Annotated in this window: 8 protein-coding genes; 5 read left to right on the top strand and 3 right to left on the bottom strand. The window is 71.5% G+C overall.

The annotated features are described in order from the left end of the window. Positions 1 to 100: 100 nt before the first annotated feature. Entirely contained in the window at positions 101 to 511 is a 411-nt protein-coding gene (locus tag ACRYM6_RS16320) for a cold-shock protein (protein ID WP_432543941.1), read from the top strand. 67 nt (positions 512 to 578) lie between these two features. Next, positions 579 to 1112 (top strand): GNAT family N-acetyltransferase, encoded by a 534-nt coding sequence (locus tag ACRYM6_RS16315; RefSeq protein WP_432543940.1) that lies wholly within the window; start codon positions 579 to 581, stop codon positions 1110 to 1112. Positions 1113 to 1127: 15 nt separating this feature from the next. Here ACRYM6_RS16315 and ACRYM6_RS16310 read toward each other — a convergent pair whose 3' ends face one another. Then, entirely contained in the window at positions 1128 to 3356 is a 2229-nt protein-coding gene (locus ACRYM6_RS16310) for a putative bifunctional diguanylate cyclase/phosphodiesterase (RefSeq protein WP_432543939.1), read from the bottom strand. A gap of 584 nt (positions 3357 to 3940) precedes the next feature. Between ACRYM6_RS16310 and ACRYM6_RS16305 the strand changes: the two genes are divergently transcribed. From ACRYM6_RS16305 to ACRYM6_RS16295, 3 genes are all read left to right on the top strand, one after another. Continuing rightward, positions 3941 to 6631: a beta strand repeat-containing protein gene (locus ACRYM6_RS16305; protein WP_432543938.1), complete on the top strand. Its 2691-nt coding sequence runs from the start codon at positions 3941 to 3943 to the stop codon at positions 6629 to 6631. A gap of 123 nt (positions 6632 to 6754) precedes the next feature. Continuing rightward, positions 6755 to 9448, top strand: coding sequence for a cell wall-binding repeat-containing protein (locus ACRYM6_RS16300; RefSeq protein ID WP_432543937.1), 2694 nt, complete (start codon positions 6755 to 6757; stop codon positions 9446 to 9448). A 297-nt stretch (positions 9449 to 9745) separates the two neighbouring features. Beyond that, entirely contained in the window at positions 9746 to 11167 is a 1422-nt protein-coding gene (locus ACRYM6_RS16295) for a DUF2079 domain-containing protein (protein ID WP_432543936.1), read from the top strand. Here ACRYM6_RS16295 and ACRYM6_RS16290 read toward each other — a convergent pair. After that, positions 11157 to 12509 (bottom strand): glycosyltransferase family 39 protein, encoded by a 1353-nt coding sequence (locus ACRYM6_RS16290; RefSeq protein WP_432543935.1) that lies wholly within the window; start codon positions 12507 to 12509, stop codon positions 11157 to 11159. The two genes, ACRYM6_RS16295 and ACRYM6_RS16290, sit on opposite strands and share 11 nt — an antisense overlap. 136 nt (positions 12510 to 12645) lie before the next feature. Then, positions 12646 to 13557 (bottom strand): LGFP repeat-containing protein, encoded by a 912-nt coding sequence (locus ACRYM6_RS16285; RefSeq protein WP_432543934.1) that lies wholly within the window; start codon positions 13555 to 13557, stop codon positions 12646 to 12648. Positions 13558 to 13757: the final 200 nt, after the last annotated feature.

Below are 13757 nucleotides of genomic sequence, written 5' to 3'. Positions count from 1 at the left end.
GGACTTGACCCGCCCCCGGGTGACGCAGGGGCGCCGGTGGCCCCGCGGTGGGGGAGGATGGGGGTCGCTCGTTCTCGATCAGCTGGAAGTGGTGGGTGCAGTGGCCAAGGGCAAGGTCCGTTCGTACGACGAGGAACGCGGTTTCGGTTTCATCCGGAGCCCCGAGGCGTCCGACGACGTCTTCTTCCACTTCAAGGACGTCGTCGGCGGCGAGGACGGCGACTTCGACGGCGCGACCGTCGAGTTCACCCTCACCGAGGGTGAGCGCGGCCCCAAGGCGTCGAACGTGAAGATCGAGGCCCGCCGCTCCGGCGGCGCCCCCGCCGCCGAGCGCCGCCCCGCGCAGTCGTCGTCGAACCGCCCCGTGTCGCTGCGCGAGTTCCGCCGCGAGGTCACCGAGATCCTGCTCAGCGTCGACGGCATCCAGTCCTCGCAGATCCGCACCGTCCGCGACTACCTGTCCGACTACGGCCTGGACCGCGGGTTCGTCGTGGAGGACACCCGCCGCTGAGGTGGGACGACCGGGGCGCCCCCGATATTCGGAGGTGCCCCGGCCCCGGCGCCGCCACCATGACGGCGTGACCGCCCTGACCGCCTGCCACACCGCCGACCTCACCGGTCCCGACCTGGCCGCCGTCCGCGCGCTGCTGGACGCCGCCTTCCCCGGCGACTTCGACGACGACGACTTCGAGCACGGCCTCGGCGGCTGGCACGCCCTCGTCCACGACGGCGACCGGCTCGTGGCGCACGGGTCGGTGGTGCGGCGGCAGTTCCTCGTCGGGGGGCGGGCGCTGCCCGTCGGGTACGTCGAGAACGTCGCCGTCGCCGCCGGTCACCGCCGCCGCGGTCTCGGCGGGCTGGTCATGGCCGAGCTGGAACGGGTCGTCGTCGCCGGTCACGGCGTCGGTTTCCTCGGCGCCTCCGACGACGGCGCCGCCCTCTACGCCGCGCGCGGGTGGCCGGTGTGGCGGGGGCCGCTGTCGGTGCTCACGACGGCCGGGGTGCGGCGGACCCCCGACGAGGACGGCGGGGTGCGGGTGTTCGACCCGGCCGGGACGCTGAACCTGGACGCGGAGCTGGTGTGCGAGTGGCGGGCGGGGGACGTGTGGTGACCCGGCGCCGGAGCCTCAGCGCACCGCCTCCGGCGCCACCGGGTACTCCCGCCCCAGCTCACCGGCGATGCGGTCGGCGGTGACGGCCGCGGAGTACAGCCAGCCCTGACCCAGTTCCGCCTGCATGGACCGGCAGATCTCGGCTTCCTCGTGGGTCTCCACGCCCTCCACGACGACGGTGAGCCCGAGCCGGTTGGCGAGGTCCACGACGGCCCGCACGACCGACCGGCCGTTGCCCTCGCCGGTCAGGGACTGCGTCAGGGAGCGGTCGATCTTCAGGACGTGCACGGGCAGCCGGTCCAGGTACCCGAACGCGGAGTACCCGGTGCCGAAGTCGTCGATGGCGATCTGGCAGCCCAGCCCGGCGAGCTCGGTGACGACCCGCTCGGCGGGGGAGTCGGAGTCCAGGAACACCGACTCGGTCAGTTCCAGCGTCAGCAGGTGCGGCGGGATCGCGTACGTCGCGAGGATCTCCCGGACGACGCCGGCGAACCCGGGGGACTGCAGCTGCACCACGGACACGTTGACCGCCAGCCGCACCCCGGCCGCGAACACCCCCGCCGCGTGCGCGGACCCCACCGCGCGCCGCAGGACGTGCTCGCCGAGCGCGACGACGAGGTTCGACTCCTCCGCGACGGTCACGAACTCCGCGGGCGAGACCCGCCCCAGTTCCCGGTCGTCCCAGCGGGCCAGCGCCTCGAACTTCACGACCCGGCCGGTGGTGAAGTCCACGATCGGCTGGAAGTGGACGTCGACGTCGCCCTCGGCGATGGCCAGCGCGAGGCGCTCGCGGACGAGGAGGCGGCGGGCGTGCTGGGCGGCGACCTCGCCGGAGTACACCGAGTAGCCGGTCCCGTCGGGCCGGTTGCGGGCGTCGCGCAGCGCCAGGTCGGCGTGGACGAGGGGGAGCGTGGCGTCGCCGGCGGCGCGGGCGCCCGCGGCGACCCGGGCGACGCCCGCGACGGCCCGCACGGGGAACTGCCCGGCGCCGTGGACGTGCGCGGGGGCGGAGCCGATCGCGTCGAGGACGTGGGGCAGGTGCCGGGCGGCGTGCTCGGGGGGCCCGGGCAGCAGGACGGCGAACTCGTCGTGCCGCACCCGGTAGGCGGTGCCGCCGATCGCGGTGACGACGTCGCGCAGGTCGAGCGCCGCGGCCCGCAGGACCTTCTCGCCGACGGCGACGCCCAGGACGTCGGTGACGTCGTCGAGGCCGCCGACCTCCAGGATGACCAGCGACTGCGTGCGGTCCGGTGCGGTGAGCGCGTTCGTGAGCCCGGTGCGGTTCTGCAGGCCGGTCAGCGGGTCGTGCAGCGCCTGGAACGTGAGGGTGTCGCGGGTGCGGTCGATGGCCCGCGCCGTGGCGACCTGCCGCAGGGCCGCGGCGACGACGACGGCGGCGAAGAACACGAACATCGTCCCGTCGGCGCGGGGGGACACGATGAACAGGACGACGTCGGCGAGCAGCAGCGCCGCGGGCAGGACGACGGCGACCCGCAGGCGGCGGACGGCCTGCGCGGCGGCGGCGCCCCCGTGGCGGACGATCCCGCCGCGCGGCTGGAACGCGAAGAGCGCGCACCCGCCCAGCAGGGCGAGCACGATGGCGACCGCGCTGGTCACCGGCTGGTGGCCGGCGGTGATCGCGCTGACCTGCGTGCCGGCGGCGCCGACGGCCAGGCCGATGCTGGCCAGCCGCAGCCGCGGGTGCTCCACGGCCAGCACGATCGTGCTCGCCGCCACCAGCGCCCCCGCCACGATCACGAGAGAGGCGCTCGCGTCCCACCAGCCGTCCCCGGAGTAGCCGGCGCGCGCGAACCCGTCCCACGCGGCGGCGGCCATGACGGTCCCGAACAGCCCCGCCTCGACGAACAGCGGCTGGTCGTCCCCGGCGACGCGGGTGTCGCGCAGCTGCTGCACGGCGATGACGGCGAGCCCCGACAGCGACAGGGCGTGCGCGAGGTGGGGGAACTCGACGGGGCCGACCGTAGCGGTGGGGTGCGCCCCGGCCAGGACGGTGCCCACGCCCCAGACCGCCGCGGCGACGGTGTACTTCACGACCCCCGCCCGGGTCCCCTTGAGGGTGCAGGCGGGGATGGCGGCGGTCGCCACGAGCCAGACGAGCCCCACGACGACCTTCACGTGGTCCGCGTGCGGCCAGTGCGCGAGCGCGGTGACGAGGACCGGCACGAGCACGGCGAGCACGCAGGCCGTGAGGGCCGCGCGCCAGGTGTGCCGGGGGAACGTCATGCCTGAGGGTTCGGCGGGGGCAGAGGGCGGCTGGATGGGCTGAGTGCGTGACGTGATGCGCCCTCGGAGCCGTCGAGAGGTCCCACCGGTCACTCTGTCCCCGGTGGCCTCGGGCGTCGGCGATGGCGCCGGGAGGTGGTAATCCGGGGGATCCTCGGCGTGATCGCAGCCGTCACAGTCCGCGACGACGGCCCGGACGGATCAACGGGAGGTGGTCCGGCCGGGCTCACCCACATGAGTCACAGAGGGTCGTAGTCCGTGCGCGGGTGGTGACTCCACCCGTTGTGACTACTCCGGATGGGGTACCTGAGGCCGTCGGGACGGGTGAGGCTGCCCGTTACAAAACTGTTACCTGATGCTTCCCGGAGCAAAACCGCAGGTCACGCCGCGTGTGCGCCAGGCGACACGCCGTAGATCCAGATGATCTTCCGTTACTCCCCGTGTTGCTGGTGTGACTCTCGTGTACGTTCAGATCTGTCACCGGGCCACTCCGCTGAGTAGCGGAGCGGCAGGTGTCGCAGGCTCGAAATCGGGCCGGCCCCTCACGGGGGGGAACATCACTTCACACTGCCTTGGAGGCAATCGTGACCGCAGCAACCTCCCGGTTGCGCCGGCGTGGTATCGGGGCCGGCGTCGCGGCTCTTGTTGGTCTGACCGGCCTCGGCCTTGCCGCGGTCCCGGCCCAGGCTGCCACTGGCTTCGATCCTTCTGCTGCTTCTTCTCGTCTCGCCGGTGTCGACCGCTACGACACCGCTGCCAAGGCCGCGCTGGCCGGCTGGACCTCCGCGTCCACCGTCATCGTCGCCAACGGTGAGGTCACCGGTATCGACGCCCTCGCCGCGTCGTACCTCGCGGGTGTCAAGGACGCTCCGATCCTGCTCACGCAGAAGGACTCGGTCCCGTCCCAGACCGCCGCCGCCATCACCTCGCTGAACCCGACCACCGTCATCGTCCTCGGTGACGAGAACGCCGTGTCGGCCAGCACCTACTCCTCGCTCGTCGGCACCAAGACCGGTCAGCGCATCGACGGTGAGAACCGCTTCGCCACGGCCGTCGCGGTCGTCGAGGAGGCCGGCGTCGCCGCCCCGAAGACCGTCTTCCTGGCCCGCGGTGACCAGTACGGCGCCGGCCAGGTCGCCGCCGACGCGCTCGCCGCCGGCCCGGCCGCGTTCAAGAACAAGATCCCGGTCCTGCTGACCAACCAGAACTCGCTGCCCGCGGACACCCTTGAGGCGCTGACCAGCGCCGGCGTGACCAAGGTCTACGTCCTGGGCAACGCGAACGCAGTCTCCGACGCGGTCTACACCCAGGTCGACGGCATCTCCACCGTCACCGACATCGAGCGCATCCAGGGCTCGGACCGCACCGCCACCGCGGCCGCCATCGCCAACGAGGCCGACTTCGGCTTCAACCGCACCGGCGCCGCTCTTGCCAACGGCTTCCGCATCGACGCCCTGGCCGCCGGCCCGGTCGCCGGCCGTGCCGGGTCCCCGATCCTGCTGACCGAGGGCACCGTCGGTCTCGGTGTCGGCACCGACGCCTACCTCAAGGCGAACGCCGGCACGCTGACCAAGGCGTGGGTCTTCGGTGACGCGAACAGCGTGACGCCGACGATCGCCGACGCGGCAAAGGTGGCCGCCAACGGTGGTTCCGCCCCCGCGCTGCAGAACATCGCGGTGGCGCCGACGGTTGCTGCTGCTTTCGTCGTCGCCGATGAGTCCTCCACCGACGCGGCTGTCCGCGACGCGGACAACCGCACCTACACGGTTTCCGGTCTCACCGCGGGCACGACGTACCGCATCACGTTGGTCAACGCGGACTCCATCCGTACCGCCGCCGATGGGTCCGTCACCTTCCTCAGCAACGCCGATGTGGCTTCCGCCAGCGGGTTCTCCGTCGACCCCGGTGCGGACATCGCCGACATCACCTCGGTGAACAACGCGACGCCGGCCTACTCGGGTACGGGTGAGCCGGGCCTGAACCGCTCGACCACTGTGCAGCCGGTCAACGGCAGCATCACGTTTACCGTTGACGGTACCGCTCCCGGCTCGGTCGTCCCGGTCGTCTACATCAACGGTGGAACCGGCCAGGCTGCCAGCAACGGTGGCCCGAGCACGCGTCTTGAGACCAGTGCGACGGTGGCCGGCGCCTACGCTGCGGCGACTGAGAACTACGGCCTCGGTGGGGCGGCGGCCTACTCGGCGACCCGTGGGGCGAACGGCCTCATCGGCGCTGACGTCACCAGCCCTAGCACCATCACCACCGCCGCGAACGTGCTGTCCGTGGACAAGACGGCGAACACCTTCACCGCGGACGTCGACACGACCGCTGGTGGCGGCGCTGCTACGGTCGCCGCCCGCTCTTTCGCCTTCGACGCGAACGACACGTTCTCCGTGGGCGGTGTGTCGGTCGGTCTTGACGCTTTCAAGGCCGCCCTCAGCTCCGGCGACACGGTGCAGGGTTCCTACGCCACCGACCCCGGTGGTGTGAGCGTCTTCGCCCTCACCGACAGCAACCCGGCTGCTCCGACCACGGTGGCCTCCGTCCGCGGTGGCACCAACGCGACGAGCAACGACATCACCGTCACCGTCACCCCCGCCGCCGGGGACTACGACTCTGTGGTCATCCAGCGCGCGTCGGTGACGGGTGGTACGGCCGGAGCGAGCGACGGCACGGTGGGCACGTTCGCCACCATCGCCTCCCCGACCACCGACGCCGACCTGGTGGCTACCGGCTTCCAGTACGTCGACAACGACGTTCCTGCCGGCACCTACCGGTACCGTGCCGCCGTCGTCAACGACGGTGACCAGGGCGACTACACCTCGGCAACCAACGTCGTGTCGGTCGCTCCCAGCACTGACACCACCGGCCCGCTGGCTCTCGACACCCGTGTCGGCGCCAATGGTGCAGGTAGTGCCCTCACCCTGAACCAGGGTGCGACGTTCACCGTGGCCTTCAACGAGGTCGTGGCTGCTCCCGCCACGGGTGCCACGCTGCGTCTGACGGACGCGGACGGCACGGTCGTCGACCACGTGGTCGGTACCAACCTCTCGGCTGTCCGCAACAACGCTGCAGTGACCATCGGTGGCACCAGCTACCCCGTCAACACCGTGGTGACCTTCACCGCGACTGCTGCGGGCACTGTGATCACCCCCGGCACGGGGGCCGGGCTGAGCCTGCCGGCCACCATCGCCGCGCAGTCCGGTGTCGCGGACGCCAACGGCAACGCCTGGAACATCGCCGGTAGCGCCGACGCGACGATCGACAACGAGTGATCTGACCCTCTAGAGAAGGGGGGCCCAGTCGAGTTCGCTCGGCTGGGCCCTTCTTCGTTCCAACCCTGGTCGCTGACCCGAGTCGGGCCTAAGCGCCACTTCAGCTCTTGAGTGAGGACTGCGATGAACAAGCGAGTCAGAACGCGGCGACGGATCGCCGGTGTCGGTGCAGGTGTGGCTTTGCTGGTCGGTCTCGGCGGCGTCGTCGGCGCCCCCGCGCAGGCGGCGACGGGCTTCAACCCCGGCGCGGCGGACGCGCGACTGGGTGGTGCTGATCGCTACGCCACTGCCGCGATCATCGCTCAGAAGTATTGGACGTCAGCGCGGACGGTCATCGTGGCCAACGGGGAGACCAACGGCATCGACGCGCTGTCGGCCTCGTACCTGGCTGGGGTGAAGAACGCACCGATCCTGCTGACGACCGCCACCGGTGTCCCCGCAGCGACTGCGGAAGCCATCCGGACGCTCAACCCGTCGGAAGTCATCGTCATCGGTGGTGAGCCGTCCGTCTCGGCGCAGGCGTTCAGCGAGCTCACCAACGGCCGTGCGACGAGCAAGCGCATCGCCGGGACCGACCGGTTCGACACGGCCGCCAAGATCATCGCTGAGGCGCGAGCAGGATTGCCCGCGAACGCCCCGGCGCCTTCCGTTCTGCTGGCTCGTGGTGACGTCTACGGCAGCACCATCGCCGCCGATGCCCTCGCTGCCTCCCCGCTGGGGTACCGCGGCGTGCCCATCGTGCTGACTGCTCAGAACTTCCTGCCGAACACTTCCGCGACCGTACTGGGCGACCTCGACCCCGCCTCCGTCACGGCGCTCGGTTCGGTCCAGTCCGTCAGTGCCGCAGTCGCAGGGCAGGCTGCTGCCGCGGCAGGTGTCCCCAGTACTGCGCGCCTTGAAGGTGCCGACCGGAGTGGGACCGCCGCTGCCATCGCTGGGTCGCCTCTGGCGACCGCTGTGGGCATCGGCAAGACCGCGGTGGGCTTGGCCAACGGCTTCCGTGTCGACGCCCTCGCGGCGGGTCCGGCCGCGGGCAAGGCGGGCTACCCGCTCCTCCTCACCGAGTCGGCGTCGTCGCTCGGCAGTGCGACGGAGGCCTACCTGCGAGCGAACGCCGGCAACCTCATCAGTGCGCAGGTCTTCGGTGATGCGACCGCTGTTTCCCTCGCCGTGACCGAGGCGGCCAAGGTCACCGGTGGCGGACTGCCCCCCGCGCAGTCCGCAACGAACGCCGTCCTGAACCCGGTCGCTCAGGCGCCGGCCAACTTGGACAACCAGAGCGACCTGCCGGACGTGCGGGTGACTTTCGACCTCGAGAACGTGAACCCGGCTCAGCTCAGTGTTCAGCGCATCGCGAGCAACAACCTGCTCAACCTGACCTCGGTCGACATCACGGGTCAGGACCTCTCGACGGGGTCCTTCATCGACTACGACGTCCCCGCAGGCTCGTGGATCTACCGCATCACGACGACCAACGGGCAGCAGACGGCGGCAGCCACGACCCAGTCTCCCGCCGTCTCGGTCGCCGCCCCCGCTCTCTCCGGCCAGCCCACGGGCTTGACGGTGGGTTCCACCAGTGTCCGCATCAACTTCGACCAGCCGGTCTCCGGACTGGTCGCCAACGAAGTGACCTCCAACAGCCTGACCGTGACCTTCGGAACTCCTATCCCGGTCACCCCTGTCTCGGGTCGCTCCGCCGCCTGGGACGTCCCCATCACCTCCGGGGCCCTCGCCGCGGGCAACACCGTGACCGTCGTCGCAGGATCCGTGGCGAACGCCACGGGAAGCACGGGACCGGCGGCCGGGTTCACGAGCCTGCCCATCGCTCCTACGCCGGTGGTCGTCGGGCAGCCCTCCGGGCTGAGGGTTGGATCGTCGAGCATCCAGGTCACCTTCAACCAGCCTGTCGGTGGTTTGGGTGTCAGCGATGTAACGAGCAGTAACAACGCGCTCGCCTTTACCCCGACCCCGAATAGTCCTGACGCGAACGGCCTGTCAGCGACTTGGACGATTGGAATCACCGGCGGGCCTCTTGCGCCGGGCGACACCATCACGGTGAGCGGTGGAGCGGTAAGCAACCTTCAGGGCACCACTTCCAACGCCTTCACCTCCACCGCGGTCGCCGCAGTTCCGGCGGTATCGAATCGTACGGGTATGACTGTCGGCTCGACCACCGTGCGCTTCACCTTTACTCAGGCTGTTTCGGGTTTGGCAGCGGGTGACCTCTCCAGCAACGACTCCAACCTCGTCTTCGCACCTGTCGCTGTGAGTCCTGACCCCAACGGACGCTCGGCCGCGTGGGACGTGAACATCACCGGTGGTCCGCTTTCCGCGAACGACACGGTCGTCCTTGCTGCCGGTTCTGTTGAGAACGAGCAGGGCACGACAGGTCCGGCTGCTCAGTCCTCGGAGGCGGTGGTGGTGCCGCTTACCGTGAGCGCCACCATCAACAGCACGCCAGCCAGTAACAACCTCACCGCAATCGGAGATACCATCGTCCTGCAGTACTCGGCTCCCTTGGATACGACGACGTTGGGCGGGGTGTTGGCTGGGCTCACCGCAGGAGGGCCAAACATCACCGGCGTATCAGTGTTCGATGCCTTGACCGACGCGATCGACACCAACTCCTACAGCGGTTCGGGAGGGACTGGAGACGTGAGCTTGTCGGGAGACGCAACGACGCTGACCATCACCGTCACGGCTCCTGGTAGTGCCGACAATACGGCGATGACGAGCATCTCGCCTGACAATCGACTGCGGGGAACTGCGGGAGAGGCTCCTAGTAGCACGGGGAGCACTTTCACGGGTTACTTCTGATGACTCCGAGCCCTATCGAGAAATCGAAGTGGCTCGCAGAAGTTGACGTGACTGCTCAGTGAGGTCGCATCACGTCGAGGACCTGCTGATCATGAGTTTGTGATTGGCGGGTCCTCGTCGTGAGCGCATCCGTTCGGCACCTCCTGCCGCTTATGTTTCTTGTTGCTGTAATCGCAGCTTTACTTTGATTGCTGTGGTCGTATAGCAATACTGGTCACGCTTCAGAACTGAAGGTCTGTAAATTAAGGACTACTGTCGACCTCAGGTAGCGCAACCACCCGGTAGGTTTGTCGCACCATGCGCCGCGCCACCCCACTCCTCGTCACCCTCCTCACCTTCCTCTGGTTCTCCTGGCTCGGCCTGGCCCGCTGGAACGTCGGCCGTTCCGGCGCCTACGACCTGGGCGTCTTCGCCCAATCCGCCCAGTCCTGGGCCTCGGGCAACCTCCCGTTCTCCGCGATCCGCGGCCTGCCCCTGCTCGGTGAGCACTTCAGCCCGGTCACGGTCCTGTGGGGTGCGGCGTGGTGGCTGTGGCCGGACCCGCGGGCGCTGATCGTCGTCCAGGCGGTCCCGCTGGCGATCACCGCGGGCGTCGTCTTCTCCTTCGCCCGCAGGCACCTGGACGCGAGGACCGCCACCGTCGTCGCGGTGCTTTACGCGGCGTCGTACGGGGTGGTGAACGTGGCGCGGCTCGACGTCCACGAGGTGGCGTTCGCCACGCCGTTCCTCGCGCTGTCGTGCGCGGCGCTGGTGGAGCGGCGGCTGGGGGCGGCCTGCTGGTGGGCATTGCCGTTGCTACTGGTCAAGGAGGATCAGGGGCCGACGATCGTCGCGGTCGCGTTCCTGGTGTTCTGCTTCGCCCGGGGCCGCAGGCGGCTGCTGGGGGTGGCGACGGCGCTGGCCGCGGCGCTGGGGACGGTGGGGGCGTTCGCAGTCATCTGGTGGCGGAACCCGCAGCACGAGATCCCGTTGTTCGCGATCCGCTTCGCGAACGAGGCCGCCGCGGCGCCGCCGTTCGCGTGGGGCACGGACGGGTGGCCGCGGCTGGAACTGGTGCTCCTGCTGCTCGTCACCGGGGGGCTGGTGTGGGTGCGGTCGTCGATCGCGCTGGTCGCCCTGCCGACGCTGGCGTGGCGGCTGCTGTCGCCGTACGACAGCTACTGGTCGCCTCGCTTCCACTACGACGGGGTGCTGATGCCGGTCGTGTTTATCGCGCTCGTCGACGCGCTGCGCCGGTGGCGCCGGCCGTTCCTGGTGCCCGTCGTGGCCGTGCTGAGCCTGGCCGCGAGCACCGTCACGTACCTGACGGCGAACTACGTGGCGAACCCGTTCAGCGCGGACACCTGGCGGCCGTCCGCGGCGACGCGGGACCTGCTGGCGGTGTCGGCGGCGTTGCCGGCGGACGCCGTGGTGGCCGCCGACAACGGGGCGGGACCCTACTTCGTGGCCCGGCAGACGGTGAAGGTGTTCAGCAACGTCGGCGCCGAGCAGGCCGAGTGGGTCGTGGTGGACCTGCGCATCGACGGGGCGAGCGCGACGCGGGCGGCGAAGGAGGCGCTCGTGGACCGGTTGTCCCGCGATCCGTCGGTGGAGGTGCTGCGCCGGGGCGCGGTGGTGGCGCTGCGGATGCCGTGCGCGGGGACGGTCTGGCTGCCCGAACCAGCGGGGAACCCGCCCCTTCCGGCGCCGGTGTGGGAGACGGGCTGCGTCAGCGGCTGACGGGGCGCACGACGCTCAGCCGGTCGAAGCGTTCGACGGTCCCGCCGCACCGACGCAGCCACTGGTCGAGGTCGGCGTCGGGGATCCGGTCGGCGATGGTGGGGTCGACGACGAGGGCGGCGGAGCAGTCCACGGCGCCGGGGCCGACGACCCGGACCTGCGGTGCAGCGCGCTGCAGGGTTCCCGTGTCGGCCCACGACACCACGGTCGACCCGGCGGGCAGGCCACGCAGCTGCGGGGCCAGCAGGGCGTAGTCCGCGGTGCGGGTCGCGGCGACGGTCGCGAGCTGACCGGCGCCCGCCACGACGAGCGGGACCGCGAGGAGCGCGGCCACGGGCCAGGCGCGGGAGGCGAGCAGGCGCGTCAGCCCAACCGCGGCGAGCGCGACGAGCGGGGGAGCGAGGACGTCGTGGTACTGCGGCAGTTTCAGCGGTGAGGCCACGACCGCGACGGTGAACCCGGCGACGGCCGTCGCGACGACGGCGGTGGACGCGCGCCGGACCAGCGCGGCCCCGGCCAGCGCGCTCACCCACAGCGCCGCGAGCGCCGCCCAGCCCAGGTAGCGGGACTGGAACCACCACGCCGACCACCACGGCGGGAACAGGTGGTTCTGCCCGGCGACGTGCTGTACGGCGCCGCGGCCCGCGTGGTCGAGCTGCCACTGCACGACGGTCTGCACGGCGTGCGGGGCCTCGGCGCCGAACGGCAGGTACGTGGCGAGGAACACCACGACGGCCGTCACCCCGGCCAGCAGGACCCCGCCGACCCTGCGGGGGTGCGCGGCCCACGCGGCGAGGACCACGACCGCCACGCTCGCCCCGGTGAGCTTCGTCGCGGTCGCCGCGCCGACGGCCGCCCCGAACACCGCCCACCGCCACCACGCGGTGTGGGCGGCGACGGCTTGCGCCGCCCACACCGCGCACGCGGTGAAGAACAGCAGCGGCATCTCCAGGGTCGCCTGCCGGCCGACGTGGGCCTCCACGACCCCCGGGTGCAGGGGCAGGACGTACCAGAGCAGCATCGCCGCCAGACCCGCCCACGGGCCCGCGATGCGCCGGGCGACGCAGAACAGCACCCCGCCGGTGGCCAGGCCCATCAGCGCCGACGGCAACCGGTCCGCGGTGAGGGACCCGCCGAACGCGACGTGCCCGAGGCCGATGAGGAACTTCGCCAGCGGCGGGTGCTCCAGGTTCGCCCGGAAGTCGCCGTGGACGTAGGCGACGCCCGCGTCGCGGTACACCAGCTCGTCACCGGTGGACGACTCCACGCCGAGGCGCCAGCAGAACACGAAGGCCCCGGCGAGGACGACGAGGAGGGTGAGCAGGCGTCGGGTGCGCGTCATGACCCGGCCACCGTACCGGCGGGTGACGGTGCGACCGCTCAACGCCGCGACGGGTGACGTCCGGTCGGGGCGGCGCCCTCGTCAGCCGGTCGGGGGCCCACCCGGTGAACCACCGGGGTGGGCCCCCGTGCGCGCGTCAGGACCGCGTGACGCGCCCGCTCGCGCGGTCCCACGCCAGCGTGCCCCGCTCGAAGCGCTGGATCACGCCGGTGGCCGTGGGGATCTCCTCCGTCGTGGGTAGACCCAGGCCGCGCTCGAAACCGCCCGCGGCGTAGGTGGCGCGGAAGGCGCCCCGCACCGAGTGCGCGCCGGTGGCCGCCGACCAGTACAGCTCGCCGCCCTGGTACTGCTGCACCACCGCACCACCGGCCAGCGGGATCTCGCCCGAGCGGGGGAACCCCAGGGCGCCGTTCTCCCAGCCCTGACCGGCGAAGAGGTCGCGGAACGCCCCCCACACCGGCTGCGCGCCCGTCGCCGGGCTCCAGTAGACCGAACCACCCTGGAAGTGGCTGGCCGCGCCGCCCCTGACCCCGAACTCCGAGGTCACCGGCAGGCCGAGGCGGGAGCCTTCCCAGCCCAGGGTCGCGTAACGGCCCTCGATGGCTCCCTTGACCACGTGCCCCTGGCCGGCGCTGGCGTAGACCAGCCCACCGGCGAAGCGCTGGACCGTACCGGGCGTGCCGGAGGAGCTCTTCACCGCGAAGGCCTCGCCGGTGGGGAAGCCGACACCGCGCTCCCACCCGGCCTTCGCCCAGGCGTCCCGGGTCGCGCCGGCCACGACGTGCGCGCCGCCCGCGGGGCTCCAGTACACCGAGCCGTTCTCGAAGTGCGTGAACGCGCCGCCGGGGATCGCCACCTCGCCGGTGACGGGCAGCCCCAGCGTGCCGCCCGAGGAACCCTGCGCCTCGTAGCGCGCGAGGATGTCCCCGCGCAGGACGACCTTCTGGCCGCCCGGGTTGGTCCACGTGGTCGTGCCGTCCGGGTTCTTCACGGGGTTGCCGCGCACCGGGGCCGGGGCCGGGGTCTGCGGTTTCTGCGGAGTGACCACCGGCGGGGTGACCGGCGCGACCGGGGGCGCGACCGGGGGCGCGACCGGGGGCGCGACCGGCGGCGCGACCGGGGGCGCAACCGGAGGAATGACCGGGGTCGGGGTGGGCGTGGGGGTGTCGGGCCCGACGTGCGCATCGGCCGCGGGCTGCGGATCTACCAGAACGTCACCCTCGGCAACGGCTCCACGCCGGGGCAGCC

It is taken from the genome of Kineococcus rugosus, assembly GCF_050871975.1.
In the GTDB taxonomy this organism is placed as follows: Bacteria; Actinomycetota; Actinomycetes; order Actinomycetales; family Kineococcaceae; genus Kineococcus.
Note: the sequence above shows the minus strand (reverse complement) of the source record. Positions and strands in the feature narration are given on the sequence as shown.